Raw genomic sequence first — 17,719 nt, 5'->3', positions numbered from 1 at the left:
ATTTGATTATTGGGTAATCCGTAAACCGCCATCGATCACGTGCAGTACCCCATTTCCACTTAACATATCTTGTTTTAGTAATTTGATCTCTGAAGTATTCCCTATTCCACGTAAGCTGATCCCTTGAAAAGAATTAGGAGCATTTGGATTGGGGACCAGTGAGATGCTGATGCTATTACCGTCCATCATGCCCTGTTGCGCCTTATTGGAAGCACCCGTACTCAGAATATAGTCGTATACAAAACGTCTATCCTTCACAATATGGTAGCGCAACAAACTTCGGAGCTTATCTGGATCTGCCAATTGAATCTGCTGCACCGTACTGTATCCCAAAACCTGCATCGCTGCATTATTTGGTGCAAATACCGTATAGGGGCCGGCATCACTTATCGTCTGTAGCAGTCCAGAAGTTTTTAAAGCTTGTGCAAATAAGGTGATACTGGGATCAGCAGCAATAGCATTCCCAATCAAATCGTGCACATAGGGCGTCAGCACCCGATCTAAGACCTGAATCAGTCCATTGGATGCGGCGATGTTTTGAGCCAGTACACGTGATCCGTTGAGCGTCAATACCGTATCCCCTCCCTTTAACCAATGGGTCGCATACATTTTTCCTCCGCGCGTGCGTAATTCCTGATTAAACAAAAAAGGAAGTTTATTTAACTCATATTTACCATCCAACATATGATAATGAGCAATTCTGCTGATCACTTTCGTATTTCCCGCCAAAACTGATACCGCATCGCCATAACCTGCTGCTGAAAAAGCCGCATCGGAAGGTGCCAATAAGGTATAGGGTCCTTCTCCATCCTGTAAAACTTTATCCATGCCGCTTTTACGCAAAACGGCACTAAAACTGGACAGATTAAAGTTGTCGGCTATGACCAAATTGACCCTATTATTGTCATGACTATTCAGTACCTCGTCCTTTTTACATGAGGTCACCATGAAAGTTGCAAAAAGCAATATCCCCAATTGCTTATAATATCTTAGCTGTAGTTTCATCTATCGTTTATTAATCATGAGCTTACCAGCTCGTTTTGTTATTCAGCGTTCACCTGAAATCGTATCGATATCTTGTTATTTTTCAATTTCCATACGATTTAAGTGTCTACTTTAATTTAAATTCCTTTGGCAACAGCAGATTGTCCACAACATGTATCGGTCCATTGAGGGTATTGATATCGGTATCGATAATCTGTACAGGTGTACCGCCACTTTCTTTTATGGTCATGGATAGCTTTCCATTGGATGCTGAAAAAGCAAAAGGATTTTTATAGGCATATTGCACCTGCGCATTTCCACCGATGTTGACGTAATAATCCTGTAAGAAATCGGCCGTCAGATCATTACTAAAAAATACCGTACTATTGGGATATGCCAACCCATAAGCCGGATCTTTGATCGCAAAAAAGCGTCCCCAATCCCGATGATAGTTGACGATACTATCCAATGGATAACCACCAGAGGGTTGAAACGTTCCTTCATCAAAAAACACATGTCCACGAGTCTCATTGAATTGAAGCATTTCTGCTACAGATTTAAATCCTGCACGCTTAAATGCAGCGTCTGTCGGTGCAAACCAAGTCGATATGGTGATATTGGGATCAGCATAGTCGGGATTGGGTGTTGGTCCAATTAGCCATTTTTTTGTATAAGGCTCCCGCGCATCAGGAAAATTCTGCCAATATTCTTCAGGTGACATTTTATAGCCAAATAAAGGCTCCATTTGAGTCACCATCACTTCCACGAAAGCATCATCAGAAAGGCGTTGCAATTCGAGAAACATGGTAAAACGCCCATCCTGCTCCAAGGCTTCCAAAACAGTTTTTGTCGGTTTGGTAACGGTTTGCTCCAAAAAATAAAGTGCACCATTACGTGCCGGTTGATACTTCATTTTACCGGCTTTCTTTCCATTGATCAGCAATTGTTCATCGCGTATAGCCAGATAATGTTTGTAATAGTAGGGATCATATCGTTGGCCAAGACCTGATCCCACTCCACCTTCATAAAAAGGAACTCGTAAACCCGGATTCATCAGCATACTTTTTACAGGTAAACTATTATCTCGAAGTTCATCACGGGATATCATACCCAAAACCGTATAAAATAACAGGAGGCTGTCTACATCTGCCCGTGGCATTTGTGCAATCTTTGCTTCGGTCAGACCTGCGGCAGTCATCGCCGCATTGTTGGGAACCAACAAAGTATAGGTGGTATTACTTCCTTTTTCCTTGATTTTCTCCTCCATGCTGCTCTTTTTCCAAGCCGTATAAAATAATGTCGCATCCGGATTTTTACCTAATATTTCGGTAACACTCTCGGTCGCATCAGGTTTATAAGGCACCTGCTCGCCTTCCGCCGCAGGCATAAACTCTGTTTTTTTACAGGCGGCAAATAACAGCGTCATGAGCAAGCCCATAAAGGCCAGCTTATATAGTGTATTGATTTGTTGCATTTTCATCAGCATAATTTGTGATATTATTTAATAGCCTGTTCAGGTCTTACCAATCCTTGATTAAGATCATGTACCACACCATTACGACACAGATAGTCCATCTTTGCCCTGATTCCATACGATACTTGAGCAATTATAGGTGCTGTGACGGTACGGTCTGCACGCAATCTGAGGTAGTAACTTAATATAAAACTGGGGTAGTCCTCTCCGGCAGCAAAACTCATCTCATGCAGATTGTTCTTTAACTGATAGGTATAGCCCCCAGTAGTCGCAATGATCCCCATAACTTTAGCATCGGATACAAAAAAGTGTTTGTCATAGATGAGGTAAGATCCAAACAGCACATCAGCACGATATTTTTCTGGGCTTAATGTTTGTAATGTTTCTTCGGTAATACCCACTTCTTCCAATGCTTCATTGGTCGGCGCAAAGATGGTGAAGGGCCCATTCGTTGCCAGTTGATCCCATAAACCAAATTTTTTCAACCCACTTACAAAAACACGGTAGGTAGGACGTGCTGCCAACCAGGCCTGAATAGAGGTATCAAATTGTGGTTTCATCATTTTATCCAAAACATACAAAACGCCATTGGCTAAAATCACATCTTTTCTAGACGCCTTTGCTCCACTGAAAAAAAGCTCATTTGTAGGCGTACCACCATTTGGTCCCACCGAACCTAGCGAAGCATATAACTCCGAACCGGCTAGCGTGGCATAGCGCACATCTACCCCATTTGATGGGATATCCCGCAAGAGCATACGGCGAGGAAGAATATGGTATTGGATCACTTTTTTTAAACTGTCCAGATTCATCTTATCAAAATCTGAAGGTCTAAATATGCCTAATTCATTAAATGCGGCATCTGTAGGCACCAAAACGGTATAAGGTCCCTTTTCATTTAATGTTGATGCGAATCCCACTTTTTGCAGCGCGGCACTGAATAAGGTCATTTCATAATTATTTTTGATAAAATCCGATGCCGGACGTAAGTTCTCGTTGGGTGCGACCACCGTTAAATCCGGATGTTCGCAAGAGAAAAGGAAAAACGAAAGCATAACCAGTACGAACTGCCATACTTGATTCCTTCTCTTATCGATTATCTTATAGTTCATATTTAAAATCTCCTAGCTAACTGTTAATAAACTGGTGGTGCATATTTGCGTTGAATGGTGGTCAGGTAAATCCGGCCATTGACCACTTCTAATGTGTTGACTGTTGCAAAAGTTTGTGGATTATGGGTGCCGGAATGCACATTCACCAAGAGGTTTGGCAACTGCGTTCCATTATCAGATCCTTCTAATGATACTTTGCCATTCTTCAGACAGTTCACGGATGCCCAATTGCCTCCAGTAGCAATATCACCGGAGAAAAAAGGATTATTGGTAATATCCATACCTGGAATAAAGAAATCAAACCGTTGCCAGATATCAGTCTGGATACCATTACTTTTACTGCTTGCCCACAGCGGAAAACTCACATAAGGACTGACCGCAGCGGTGGTATTATTACGGGTCAATCGCGTTAAAAATTTACCTTTATAACCAGGTACTGTCTGTGCTTGAACAAAAGGTTTTTCTTGACTTTCATACAGCGAAAGAAAGATATTCATCTCGTCTTTGATCCCATTTTTAAAACTCCGCAATAAGTAATCATCATCTTTCAAAGTCAGATCGGCCTCTAAGAAGCCTGTTGCACTCATGTTGTAAAAATTGACATAGACCAAGGAATCAGAAAGTGGCAGTTTATGAAAATTCTCCTGACGCAAGAGCAATCCATGCGTTTTGGTCACAAAATCTTTTTGCAGCAGATGCAGGGTATACACCTCTTTACTTGCTAAATGGATCACCGTATCGATTAAAACATCTGTCTTCAGGTGACTTTCTAATTCCAAAAAAGGAATGCTGTTCTTTGGTCGATAGGCGAAAATAATGCGCAGGTCTCCCGACGGAACTTGAGCCCAGCTGCTTAAATCAAATCCGTTTAAGATAGGGCCTACCAGTACATTTTCTTTACCTGGATATTCTGGATTATCCACTGTGGTACTATTTCCGATATGTGAGGGATAAGGTGGAGCATAAGCTGCTCTTTTATCCAGAAAGTCACCTACAATCTCGGCTCCTGTTATTGCTCCTCCTGCACCAAAGGTAGGATTGATCAACATACAGAAATAGGGCACTTTATCATCTTTACTGCCTAAGGTCTGAACATAATTGAGGTTGTTGAACACCCGTAGATAGGCAGGTTCGGCGATGGCTGTATATTCCACCTTATTACAACTTGTAAATAGGGAAACACACAGCAGCCATAGTGCTAAGTAAATCGTTAATCGTTGATTTTTCATATCAATATTTTTTTAAATCATGGTCAGACAAGAATACTTATGCCTTCCATTATCGGGTATGTTTAACTAAAATCATTCTTGCTTTATCGGTCGCAGTAGCATCTTTTGAACTCTTGCCAATAAGAGCAACCGTATATACGCCTGCTTCCTGTATGGGTTCGGGGCGTCCTGATTTCTCGTAAAGTTTTTTATTGGCGATAAAAGCTTCGTGTGTCAACACGCTGATATCGCTTGCCCAAATACCTGGAATGACATCAGGTGTAGAACGATAGACCATAAATTCAAAAGGATTATAGAGCGTTCGATATCCGATATATGGTCTTTCCATCTTCGGAATTCCAGGTTGTAGATTTTCTACCGCGTCCCGATTATCGAAAGACGTGGCAGGAGACTGTCCATTGCCCACGGTAAACGTCACATATGGATTTCCAATGGATAAGTTTAAAAAGCGTTTTGGGAAATAAAACTGATATTGTAAACGGGCAAAACTGGCATCATCCTGAGCTCCTGTATAGACCGAACCACTTAAGTCATTGGCCACTAATAGCAGTTGAGGTTTACCATCTTGTTGGGGATAAAGCCAAATGGTATAATTTTGTGCCGGTTGCATCGCCTGCTCCAAAGAAGCCAATACTTTGCCTGATGCATCCAAGGCTTCTATCATATGTGTTCCCTGAATCATATTGAGATAATTACTGGCCTGACCAAAAGTCAAAGCATTGGCTAGTGGTTTACCATCAACCCGAAAATTGACCGGTTGACCTGCTCGCGCATTAGCTGCTTGAATACGGGAATAGGTACGGTTGGCAGGAGCTGCTACATCGGTCAATACCTGAAAAGCATTCTGATAATAGGAAGAGGTATTTCCGATTTCATCGACGTAGTAATTAAATTCTCCGGGAGCAACCAACAAGGTATACACGCCACCGGGTTGATAGGTCGTGACGGGAGCGTAATGCAAATTGCTATTGCTCGAATGATCGATAGCGATCGTGGATGTCGACGGATGAAGGACAGTGTATGCGTAAGTATCTGCTCCCAAAGCTGGAATCTGCCTTCCGTCTTGGAGCAATAACCTAAACTGATAGGTACCATAAGGCAGTTCAATATAATCAGAAGCTACTGCATTTGTCTGTATATTATTGGTTTGTGTACTGACCAATGTACCATCGGCATACGCTAGAGATACGGCCCCCGTAATATCTTCCTGCATACCCAAAAGGCCCATGGTCTGATGTTTGATAGGACCACCCAGATTGACGACTCGGATTTTAAAATGATCCGGTTTTGAAGGAGCGGAAACCGCACGTGGCACTGCTACTATATCCGGTTGTCCATCCATAAATAACGTAGGCATCAAGAAATAATCCATCGGTTTACGGTAATCGTTGGCAGCCTGAAAAGTAATGTCCCGATCTAAAGCCCCCTGATAATGACGTATCCCCAACGTAAGCTTTACTTGATCCTGTTGGTTAAAGAGATCCTGTGGAATTACCCAGCTTTTACCCAATCGTCCGTCTACAGGAAAATAGGATGTACCCGGATAGCGATCCGTATCTGGAGCGTCTGGACGACGCACGATAAAATTGGTTAAACTATCTTTACCTGAAATAACCTGATTAAATCCAGCCATATTTATAATCCGCACATTGGATCGTTCACGGTTTTCCGTTACCGCCCGATTGTCAACACCCATATCCATTTTTTCTTTCTGACAGGCCGTAAACATGAAAAAGAGCAATAAAATGGCCACATATATGAGGTGGTTATCCACTAGGCGACACCAATAAGCTTGTTGCGTATGATCGCGTTTGTACTGTTTAAAGTCTAATTTTTGATATCGCATGACTACAATAAATTATATGTAAAGCCTACCATGATTTCCGCACCGCGTTTATAACTACGGTTGATGTACTCGTTGCCGTACCATTTTCCTCCCGTTTGCGGATTAGCATACACCGTTTTAATCGCTGGATTCATGATATTTTTGGCAAAGCCCTTAAATTGAATTCTTTTATTGATCCGTTGACTAAATACAAAGTCCAGATAAGGAACTGGCTGTGTATATAGATCTGGCTCACCCGTTAGATTGATCTGGACCAAGCGTTCGCCGACCATATTAAAGGTCATCGTTAGATCTGTTCCTGATTGATCATTATCATAATTTAACCAAGCGTTGATCGAATAGGGAGCTTGTTCAAACAGGGGACTATTTTTTGGTGAGTGTCGATCCAATGAGCGATTGGCTTCATAGCGCGCCGCTGATTTTTGGATCTCACTTTGAGCAAGCATGAGGTTGGAGCCTACGAAGAAATTGCGTAAAGGATCGATCAAAGTTCCCAAGTTTTTAACCACTTCAAACTCTACTCCCCATACTTTACCGACATTGACATCATTCTGGAATTGTATGGTCGGAAATTCTGGGTAAGTAGCTGCCAATCCCTGAGTTTCCAGATTAAACACTTTGACCAATTGGTTTTCGATACGCTTACCAAAAGCCGAAACGGCTATAACCTCACCTTTTGCCGGAAACCATTCCCATCTAAAATCTGCATTTTGTGTATATTGATTTTTTAGATTTGGATTTCCAACGACCAATCCCATTTGAAAAGCGTCAAATTCAAATACATTGGTTATTTCCCGAAGCTCCGGCCTTGCTAAGGTCGTATTGACAGCGCCCCTGAAATTCATGTTATCATTTAAGGTAAACGTTGCATTCAACGAGTAAAAAGGCTTATAACCTGTTTTATAGACCGAGTTTGGATCAATCGGATTAAGCGGTATTGGAGCTTCTCCATTGGCACCTGTTGTCAATGAAGGATCCAAAAATACGCCAGCTGTATCGACTGTAGAGCCAATATTGGTCATTTCAAATCGAACACCCCCTGCCATACGGAAACGGTCGGTCAATTTTAGATCAAGCATACCGTATAGGGCATTGGTTTCAAAATAACCGGTATAATTGTTCGGTGATTTCTGACTGTTATATAAAAATCCGCCGATAGGCATCATTCCTTCACCCTGACCTGCTGCTGGTATTTTCACTCCAATGATTTCATTACTGACCAGACGATTCAGATTACCTTCAACGTCATAGAGCGGTAATGCTTTATTTCTGGTAAAATTCGATCCTGGTAAGAACAACTGGTTTTCTGTAAAATCCCGATCCCGAAACAAATAGTTTACCCCTGTTTTGAACTCTTGCTTCTGACCTAATAAGCGGAAAGGAATGCTGATATCAGCTTTGTAATTGTAATTCTGTTCTGTCAGATTTCGCCATCTCCGGCCATTCGGCTCCGCCTGCATAATACCATAGGTACCAAATCCATTGACATAACCTGAAGTCAAGGCATACAAATGTTGAGTATACACCTCTTGTGTTTCACCATTATTTGCGCCCACAACTGGTCTGCTATAATAACCTCCACCACGCGGGATATAGTCTGCTAGACTCGCGAAACGAAAATCAGGATCATTCTGTTTGGATTTTGAACTGGCCACATTGTAACTTAGACGAGGAGAAAGATCACCTTTTAAAAATTTGTGTTCTCCTTGTAAATTGAAGGTATTCAAGTTTCTGAACGTCTGTTTAAGCGAATAGGTTGTACTTCTCACCTCTCCCGGCAAACCCGTGTATTCGTATCGACCATTTAGGTGAGTAGATTTCGTTTCACCGCCCCAGCTCCCGAGGTACTGCATACTGATTTCATGCTGTGGATTAAATCGGTAGGTCAGTCCCACCAGCGTTCCATAATTCAATGTTTCGGTTCCGGTATTTTCCTTATAAGTCTGATATTTGCCCATGTACAGACTATTGGGTGTAATATAATTTGGAATATTGCGGACACTGTACACGTCTGGATTACCAGTTACGACTCCTTGATAGATACTATATTGTGTCAAGTCACCGCCACTGATATCGGTTGTTCTTCTATAATAATTACCACCTAAAATGACCCCTAGCTTATGTCTCTTATTAAACAGGTCATAACTGTTTCCAAAGGTGGCCGAATACAACTGGTTCAATGGCGCTTTTTTATAGGTACTGGTCATCACAGGATCAAAGCCCTGCATAATGCCGTTAATCCGTCCGACCTCCTGATAAGCATTGTTGCTATAATTACTGTTGGCGATCATATTGTGGATCGATGATAAGCCTGCGGGATATTCTTTTGCTAGATGTAAGAAATCAGTCGACAGATTTTTATTATTGATCTTTGTGCCCAAAAATCCCATCTCACTATTCCAGAAACTATTGTACTTCCCTCCCATCCCAATATTGGAATTTAATCCGGTCTGTGCTATGACTTCGAAAGTCATCCGATCGGGGACAGACTTTGTTTTCAGTTCTACAATCCCCGAAGCCGCATCTGCCGGTTTATCAGGTGTCACCGTTTTATATATGGTGATGTTATCCAATAAGGAAGCAGGTACCAAATCTAAAGGGATAGAACTACGGTCAGGATCCGATGATGCCAGACGTACTCCGTTTAGCTGTCCAATCACCGATCGGTCACCAAGACCGCGTACCGCAACATATTTATCGTCAGTAACGGTTACTCCGGTGACCCGTTGTAAAGCTTGAGTCGTGGTAATACTTCCCGTACGCTGTATCAATTCAGCCGAAATGGCATCCTGAACAATAGATGCTCGTTTACGCTCTTCCAAAACGGCAACTTCGGTATTTGCTTTACGTCGCGCCTGTACCCTGACTTCCACCTCATCTAATGCTGTTGAAGCAGAACGCAGTTGAATTAGGATATTACGTTCGGCGGCATTAATCGATACTTCTCGGGATTGGTATCCCAATAAGGTGAATACAAACACCTGTGTGCTTTTGGGAACAATAATTGTAAAATTGCCCGCGGCATCGGTGGTAGCTCCTAATTGAAGACCCTTGACCCGAATGGTAACCCCTGCAAGAGCCGCTTTATTATTCACATCTTGGACGCGTCCGGTGATCGTAAATTGCTGCTGTTCGGGTTTGGATTTGCTTCCAGCATTTTCTGGAGCTTCGGTCACCACTACTAATTTATTTTTAATCACATATCGAAAAGGCAGATCAGAAAAACAAGCCATTAATGCCTGTTCAATGGAAGCATCCTTCAGGTTAATATGGATCGGTTTGGTATTTTTAAATAATTCAGTATCATAAAAAAAGTCGTACTGACTTTGTTTTCTGAATTCCTGTAATATGGATGGTATGTTGCTATTTTGTTTATTCAGTGTAATACGCTGCCCAAAAGTAGACGCACTGACCTGAACCAACAAGCAAGTCATTAACATCATGGTGATTTTCATAACACGCATGCATTGATAAAAATTCATATGTATTTATTGTCCTTTCACAAGACTATATAGCAGATTCATGACGGGTGTTTACCCAATGCAAATGAATATTTTATATATTTGTTGTCGTTAATATTAATTGATGATTTTGTTCGCACAACGTTATTGATCAGCTTAACGCACTAGCCAGAGGTGTTACGAGCACCTTTGGCCTTTTTTTAAGCCGATCGGGTATTATAGAGGTATTAATCGGTCACAATAATCCTCCTTTCTGTCAATTTCAATTTTGCTTTTCCCGTTATTTCAACCATATCCATAATAGCATTCAATGGCTGAGAACGCGAAACAATGCCATCAAATTTGAGTTTTCCTAAATGTGGTGGACATACGATATCCACATCGTACCAGCGCGATACTTTACGCAAGATACTGGCTAATGGCTCACTTTTAAACACAAAATCTCCCGCAGTCCACGCTACCTGCTGCTCGACATCTGCTGTACTTACGACCAGGTGTTTATCTAAGAATGATTGCTGTCCAGGACGCAACAGAATCGATTCGCCGTTTAAAGATGAAGTTACCCGCACACTTCCTTCCAGCAGTGTGGTAACTATTCCGGGTTCATCGGGATAGGAATTCACATTAAAATGCGTACCTAATACTTGGATCTCCTGATGCGCTGTTTCCACATAAAAAGGGATACGCTCGACCCGACCATGTTGACGCTTTTCCATTTTGGCAATTTCAAAATATACCTCACCGGTCATTTTTACCCGGCGCTCGTGATGTTCAAAATGCAGGGGATAGTGTAAGGTTGATGAAGCATTCAAACAAGCCTTAGAGCCATCGGGTAAGGTAAGTCGATACTGCCCTCCTTTAGGAGTGGTAATGGTATTGGAAGCATTCCTGTTACTGGATTCGGATTCGGAAACACTGTAAATAAGCTGACCACTTTTTGTTTTCTCTACGCGCACACCGCCTTCTAAGGCCAATGTTCCGACTGCAACTTCATCTAATGAGATGGTCGAACCATCTGCCAAAGTCAATAAGGCTTTATCTTCTCCAGGGATTACTACACTTTGCTTATGGTGATCAGGTTCAGATAGGAAAGATTGACGTAACATCAAGTACGATAGGGAACCGATGAGCAATAGTGAAGCCGCGATCTTTAGCCATGGGAAAATTCGAAAGCGGGTATCCGTTTTCTTATTTTTTTTTGCGATCTGCTCCTTGAGGCGGAGATAATGATCTTCAACAGTAGTTACGGCAGTATGATAGGCCAACGTTTGGACTATCCGCTTCTGTTCTTCTACTTCTTTACGGTACTGCGCATGGTCTTGCAGCCAGTTTTCCCATTTGGCAACATCCTGAGCTGGGTATCCTTTACAATAGTTGATGAAGCTCTCATCTGCTAACAATGCTTTCAGATTCAGTTCTTCCATGTTTTATTTCTCTTCATTTGATCAATAGAGCATGGAGTATGCTATTTTCACTACTGATTTTCTAAAAAAAATAAAAAAAATGTTGAAAGGGCCCCAATGGCTATTTTAAGAAAGGTTTCTTGTTCTGCAGTCAACAGATTTCGTAATTTATCCACAGACTTATAGATGGTATTGTAGACGGTATTGATGGAAACACCATTTGCAGCAGCTATTTCTTGGTAGGATAATCCAAGATAAAATTTTTGATAAATCAGCAAACGTTGTTTCTCGCCTAGCTCATCAACTTTTTCTTTTACAAAGCGTCCCACCTCGTCTTCCGTATAGCGCTGTATAAATCCATCTTCAACAGAAGGAACTTCGCAGTTCTCCAATAAAGTGGCGATGGTCGGAATCATTTCATACTTCTTGGCATCATCGCGAAATAGTTTCCGCAAAAAGATGGTAATGATGTAATTATGGAGATGGTGTATGCTGCTACTTTTAGCTCTGTTTTCCCATAAATGAAGAAACACATCATTGATAGCATCTTGAATGATATCGATAGCAAAACCACGTTTGGTACCTACATAACTGAGATAATGATGGTAGTATTCGTAAATCTGATAAAACGCTTCTTCACATGCTGCTGCAACAAATGTATTCCAGTGTTCTTTCAGTTCGTGACGTGTTATAACAGACATAAATTCAAGATCATACGGTTAACTTTTCTTTACAAAGAAATAGAACGCATATTAACAGAGCATTAATTATAAATAACCAAATCATGTCATATTGATCCTCCATATAAAGCCGAGCAGCAGCTCGGCACACGATGTACCTGCCCCCTATTGTCTATCTAATATATCCGATGCCTTTATCCGGATCATTTAAAAGGTATATTATCTTGTCCATCATGTCTGTATGTGTACCTGATCTGTTTTCTCAATTTCTTTAATTTTACAAATGCAACTATATTGCATTTACTATATTAGTTTTATATCTTTGCTTTTGTATTACACTTAAGAAAACAGATTATATATGATACCTGAAACATTTGAACAATGGAAAACCTGTTTGGTACATGATTGCAAGATCCCGCTAACAGCAGAATTTGCCAGAACGAGACTTGCTGTTTACCAGGACTTCAATAAGTCGGAAACGAAAACATTCATCCGCTTATATGGCCCTCAACACCATCAAAACATCATTGGCTGGTTTACAAAAATAGTTGAAGGTTCGATTGAGGATCAAATCAGCTAGGTTTTACACGAGCGGACTTTATCTCACGCAAGTACCCCTACCACTTACATTAAAATACTAAAGAATGAAATACATGCAGACAAAAACATCCGTATCCACTCCTGATGGGATCACGCAAAAGAAACTCCCCGTTACCGTATTAAGCGGTTTTCTTGGTGCTGGAAAAACAACCCTTCTCAATCATATTTTACATAATAAGGAGGGGTTGAAGGTAGCAGTGATCGTCAACGATATGAGCGAGGTCAATGTGGACGCGCGCTTGGTTGAACATCAGCACACGCTATCACGTACAGAAGAAAAATTGGTTGAAATGAGCAACGGTTGCATTTGCTGTACCCTGCGCGAAGATCTCATGGTTGAGGTGGAAAAACTCGCGAATGAAGGTCGATTTGATTATTTATTGATTGAGAGCACAGGCATCAGTGAGCCTATTCCGGTAGCGCAGACTTTTTCCTATGTTGACGAAGATCAAGGTATAGACTTGTCTCGCTTCAGCTATATCGACACCATGGTGACGGTGGTGGATTGCTTTAACTTTTTCAAAGATTTTGGTACAAATGAAATGCTACAGGATCGCAATCTAACAGATATGGAAGGTGACGACCGAACGATCGTCAACCTGCTGACCGACCAGATCGAGTTTGCGAATGTCATCATCTTGAATAAAACAGATCTGGTGGATGCTGGGACCGTTGGTGTTTTAAAGGCTGCGATACACAAATTAAATCCTGGGGCAAAAATAATCAGTTCTGTTTTTGGAAAAGTAAGTCCGAAAGAAGTGTTAAACACCAAACTTTTTGATTTTGATGAAGCCCAGACTTCGGCAGGATGGCAAAAGGAATTGGAGTCGGAACAGCATACTCCCGAAACAGAAGAATATGGCATCAGTTCGTTTGTATTCAGAAATCAAAGACCTTTTCATCCTGAACGGTTTTGGCATTACTTAAACCATCAGTATCCCGCAGGTATTATACGTGCCAAGGGTCTTTTCTGGCTAGCCTCCCGTCGTGATGAAGCTTTAAATTTTTCTCAGGCTGGCGGCTCTTCGCGCCTAGAGACTGCTGGTGTGTGGTGGATCAGTATGTCCTACTTCGAACGCATACAATTTGAAAGTTACGTCGCCAATAAAGACTATATCGAACGTCGCTGGAGTAAACAATGGGGGGATAGAATAAATGAACTTGTCTTTATTGGACAAGACATCAATGAAAACAAGGTGAGGATGGACCTGGAAAAATGCTTACTCCAAGAAGATGAGTTTTATCTGTTTGATAAAAATATCAGGTTTGAAGATCCTTTTCCAACAAATATATAAGGTAGATCATCTTGATTAAAAATGTAATAACATGGTTGCATACATAAGCACCATGTTATTTTTTGATCAGGGGACATCATTATAGATGTGTACATCAGCCCTGTAATTGATTTCCTCATCTCTTAATGATCTTTCAGATCTTTTAAATTTTTACTGCACTATTTTTTCAATCTCCAAGGCGATCAAACGCTTAATAACGGACCTGCTTAATCGATCAAAAAATAGCTTCTATCGGTTGATCATACCTTTTCATCGGTAGAATTTTTAAAGGATGTGGTGTTGCGCTACTTTTAAAGAAAAATTAAAAGATATGTCACTATACACACCGCTTATTTGGATCTCTTTCATGCTACCGTTAATAGCGATTGCATTTGCCAAAACGAAAAAAGTAAATTCAAAATTTTTAATCCTTTTCATCGTCTATTTTCTAGCTGATTGTTATATCCAGCATTTCAGCAGACAGTATGTTAGCCTTGATTCCATTGGATTAAAATTTTCTTGGGTCGGTAAAATCTTAAGTTTATTGTTAGCGCTGACCATCATTTTTTCGGTAAGCAAAACTCATCGTGAGCAGATCGGATTCACCTCGAAAAGTAATACAAAGAAACAGGTCCGATTCGGCATTTTTCTATTCCTTGGATTCTTATTTTTTGATTTGATTTTCAAATTGATCCTATTCCCTAAAGGAGGTCATTTTGATCTTGAAACATTCGCTTTCCAGGCAACAATGCCCGGTTTAACGGAAGAATTGGTCTTCAGGGGCATTTGCTTTTGGCTTCTTGATCAAGCTTTTACTCCCCAATGGAATATCAAAGGGATCTCATTGGGTTGGGGATTTGTTATCGTGACGCTTTTATTCAGTGTTGCACATGGTGTTGTGCTCACGGAAGATCATCAACTCAAATTTGATATCATCACGATCATCTACCTCACGCTGATATCTTCGCTCAGTCTGGGCCTATTGCGAAAATTTTCAGGTAACCTAATTTACCCCATCCTTGGACACAATACCGTCAATCTATGTAATGCTATCATTAGAATTTTATAAGGAAACAGCGGCTAACAATAGCAAGGATAATCTTTCCAATAAGCGATCACCAACAGTATGGTCGCTTGTCTTTTTATACAAAAACTATCCCTATAAAGCGTTCAAAAAACTATATTTGGTTGATCTTTTTAAACACATTTCATGTCGCAGGATACACAGGTTTTCTCCAGCTATTTAACGAGTAAGATAGCAGAATTTGATTTTGAGCGTTTATATACCAAAACAAATCGAATGCTGCTGCATGTCTGCATGTGGTTTACTTTTTCAGTCTTATTGCTGCTAAGCTACATACTGGCTTACAAACTCTCTCTATTTAATGCTGTGATCCTCACCATCAGGATGACGACTGTTAATATGCTCGTATTCTATCTCTTCTTTTATGTCTTGCTACCCAAGATTTTATCTGGAGGCAGGAATAAGATCATTGTACTATTGATCATTAGTTTGCCTTTCCTGTTGTTTATCTGGATTGCGATCACCTATTTCTTTTCCCAGCTCTATCATGCTTTGGGGTTTGAAATCGAAAATGGGGAACTTAAAGGTGCGATTAAGATGAGTGCCGATCAAACGTTTTTACAGGCTGTTTCTTTCAAACGCATGATCTCGCAGGCCTTCATCGTGATTTCGATTCTATCGCCCTTCTTTTTTGTGAAAATTCTATTTGAAATCTCTAAACTTTATAGTAAAACTTTAAAAATTCAGCAGGAAAAAGCAAGCTTAGAAATAGAAAATATCCATATTGAAAAAAACTTTTTGAAAGCCCAGCTCAATCCACATTTTCTGTTCAATACCTTAAACAATCTATATGGGCTTGCGATAAAAAAAGATCCCGCGACGCCAGATGTGATCGTCAATCTTTCGGATATTATGAGTTACACCCTCTATGAATCCAATACAGAAAAGGTATCCTTACAAAAAGAACTGGAATTTATAAAAAACTATAGCGAACTTGAAAAAATGCGCTATCCGACTGATAAAAAGATTGTATTACACCTTCCTGATGAAAACAATTTGATGGGATTATATATTGCTCCATTGCTCACTTTTACTTTTATAGAAAATGCCTTTAAATATGGTCTTAGCCATAACAAAGAACAGTTTATAAATTTGAGTATAAAAATTGAGGACAATCAATTTTACTTTCATCTTGAAAATGATGTAGATGACCATGTTGCCACAAAGGAGTTTGGAGGTATTGGGATTGCGAATGTTCAAAAGCGCTTGCAGTTGTTATATCCCGATAAACATGAACTCAGGATTGAAAATCTCCAACATAAATTTGTTGTCAGCTTAAAAATAAATTTAACAACTCATGGATAAGTTCACGTGCATCGTTGCAGATGATGAACCGCTCGGTAGAGAGGTGATCGAAACGTTTATAAAAGAAATTCCTTTTCTGACCCTCGTGGCATCCTTTGGTGACTCCGTAGAAGCGCTGCTCTATTTACAAAACCATCAGGTCGATATTATGTTTAGTGATATCCAAATGCCAAAAATAAATGGGATGGAGCTGGTACATGCCTTGGTCAATCCTCCTGTTATTATTTTTGTTACTGCCCATCGCGATTTCGCATTGGATAGTTTTGATGCTGGGGCAACCGACTATCTGGTAAAACCGGTTCGATTCGATCGGTTTTTAAAGGCTGTCAACAGAGCTAAAGAAAGAGTCCTGACAAGTAAGGCTACTACACGCCCAGAGACTAAGCCTGACCGTATATTTATCAAATCGGAAGGAAGGTTAGTCAAAATTGTATTGAATGAAATCCTTTATATAGAAGCGCAAGGCGATTACCTGAAGATCGTCATTCCCGAAAATAGCTATACCACGCAAGCTACGCTCAAATCTATGGACGAAATCCTAGATAAGCAGCTCTTTTTTCGTGTGCAGCGTTCGTTTATCCTTAACATCGAAGCTGTCAAAACCGTCAGCGGAAATATGATCGAGTTGACCAATGGTAAATCAATAGCTATTGCTTTAAATAAAAAGGAAGAGTTTTTCAAGTTGTTGGGCATCAAATAAAAGAGATAATTTTATTATATTTACATGAGATCCTTATGGTAGATATACAATTTAAGAACAGTAAAATTAGTACAGGTATTTTCCTATGTATAGCCTTTATTGTGGTCTTACTTTTCTTTATTTTTAACTCGTCAAACAGCTATGCTCCCATACTACTATTTTTAATATTCGTCACGCTTCATATCTTATATTTTCATAAAATTAGGTTCTGGATCGAACATAAAAAAGGACGACCAGGATTAAGCATAGAAGAACGAGGACTAGTAAATAACACAGCAGATACCCCCATTTTTATTCCTTGGAATGATATTCAAACTTTTGAAACCGGCTTTTATCGCGCGCAGAATCAAATCTTTATCCAGGTTAAGGATGAGAAAAAATATGACCAAGTTAAACGTACGGCTTACTTAACTGCTTTAAATGCGATAGGTCGTTTTTTCAGATCAAAACCTGATTTACTTTGGATCGATGTTGCTATTTTAGCGATTTCTGAACCACAACTTTTGCTGTTACTTCAAACTCGATTAAAAGCATATGGTGAAGCGAATCGGTGAGTGCTGTTATGAT

Annotated in this window: 13 protein-coding genes; 5 read left to right on the top strand and 8 right to left on the bottom strand. The window is 40.4% G+C overall.

Annotated features, from left to right (window positions below; all coding sequences use genetic code 11):
* Window positions 1-6: 6 nt before the first annotated feature.
* The 8 genes from B3P23_RS20650 to B3P23_RS20615 all read right to left on the bottom strand — a co-directional run bounded on the left by B3P23_RS20650 (window position 7) and on the right by B3P23_RS20615 (window position 12,210).
* Window positions 7-1,005: a fasciclin domain-containing protein gene (locus tag B3P23_RS20650; protein ID WP_293929227.1), complete on the bottom strand. Its 999-nt coding sequence runs from the start codon at window positions 1,003-1,005 to the stop codon at window positions 7-9.
* Between the two features lie 106 nt (window positions 1,006-1,111).
* Complete coding sequence (locus B3P23_RS20645) at window positions 1,112-2,464, bottom strand: fasciclin domain-containing protein (RefSeq protein WP_293929225.1); 1,353 nt, start codon at window positions 2,462-2,464, stop codon at window positions 1,112-1,114.
* 17 nt (window positions 2,465-2,481) lie between these two features.
* A complete protein-coding gene (locus B3P23_RS20640; protein ID WP_293929224.1) occupies window positions 2,482-3,570 on the bottom strand; it encodes a fasciclin domain-containing protein in 1,089 nt (362 codons plus the stop codon).
* Between the two features lie 23 nt (window positions 3,571-3,593).
* A complete protein-coding gene (locus tag B3P23_RS20635; RefSeq protein ID WP_293929222.1) occupies window positions 3,594-4,799 on the bottom strand; it encodes a hypothetical protein in 1,206 nt (401 codons plus the stop codon).
* Window positions 4,800-4,848: 49 nt separating this feature from the next.
* Window positions 4,849-6,645, bottom strand: coding sequence for a DUF4397 domain-containing protein (locus B3P23_RS20630; RefSeq protein WP_293929220.1), 1,797 nt, complete (start codon window positions 6,643-6,645; stop codon window positions 4,849-4,851).
* A 2-nt stretch (window positions 6,646-6,647) separates the two neighbouring features.
* The gene (locus B3P23_RS20625; protein WP_293929218.1) at window positions 6,648-10,127 is read right to left on the bottom strand and encodes a TonB-dependent receptor; all 3,480 of its coding nucleotides are present in this window, start codon (window positions 10,125-10,127) and stop codon (window positions 6,648-6,650) included.
* 206 nt (window positions 10,128-10,333) lie between these two features.
* Window positions 10,334-11,530, bottom strand: a complete 1,197-nt coding sequence (locus B3P23_RS20620; protein ID WP_293929216.1) for a FecR family protein — start codon at window positions 11,528-11,530, stop codon at window positions 10,334-10,336.
* A gap of 50 nt (window positions 11,531-11,580) precedes the next feature.
* On the bottom strand, window positions 11,581-12,210 hold the full coding sequence (locus B3P23_RS20615) for an RNA polymerase sigma factor (RefSeq protein ID WP_293929214.1): 630 nt from the start codon (window positions 12,208-12,210) through the stop codon (window positions 11,581-11,583).
* A 632-nt stretch (window positions 12,211-12,842) separates the two neighbouring features.
* Between B3P23_RS20615 and B3P23_RS20610 the strand changes: the two genes are divergently transcribed.
* The 5 genes from B3P23_RS20610 to B3P23_RS20590 all read left to right on the top strand — a co-directional run bounded on the left by B3P23_RS20610 (window position 12,843) and on the right by B3P23_RS20590 (window position 17,706).
* Window positions 12,843-14,084, top strand: a complete 1,242-nt coding sequence (locus B3P23_RS20610) for a GTP-binding protein (protein WP_293929212.1) — start codon at window positions 12,843-12,845, stop codon at window positions 14,082-14,084.
* 310 nt (window positions 14,085-14,394) lie between these two features.
* The gene (locus B3P23_RS20605) at window positions 14,395-15,132 is read left to right on the top strand and encodes a type II CAAX prenyl endopeptidase Rce1 family protein (protein WP_293929210.1); all 738 of its coding nucleotides are present in this window, start codon (window positions 14,395-14,397) and stop codon (window positions 15,130-15,132) included.
* 141 nt (window positions 15,133-15,273) lie between these two features.
* Window positions 15,274-16,452 (top strand): sensor histidine kinase, encoded by a 1,179-nt coding sequence (locus tag B3P23_RS20600; protein ID WP_293929208.1) that lies wholly within the window; start codon window positions 15,274-15,276, stop codon window positions 16,450-16,452.
* Entirely contained in the window at window positions 16,445-17,152 is a 708-nt protein-coding gene (locus B3P23_RS20595) for a LytR/AlgR family response regulator transcription factor (RefSeq protein ID WP_248754392.1), read from the top strand. The genes B3P23_RS20600 and B3P23_RS20595 overlap by 8 nt, the downstream gene beginning before the upstream one ends.
* A gap of 35 nt (window positions 17,153-17,187) precedes the next feature.
* The gene (locus tag B3P23_RS20590) at window positions 17,188-17,706 is read left to right on the top strand and encodes an STM3941 family protein (RefSeq protein ID WP_293929205.1); all 519 of its coding nucleotides are present in this window, start codon (window positions 17,188-17,190) and stop codon (window positions 17,704-17,706) included.
* The last annotated feature ends 13 nt before the right edge of the window (window positions 17,707-17,719 follow it).

Source organism: Sphingobacterium sp. UBA6320 (assembly GCF_002440335.1).
Taxonomy (GTDB): domain Bacteria; phylum Bacteroidota; class Bacteroidia; order Sphingobacteriales; family Sphingobacteriaceae; genus Sphingobacterium.
Note: the sequence above shows the minus strand (reverse complement) of the source record. Positions and strands in the feature narration are given on the sequence as shown.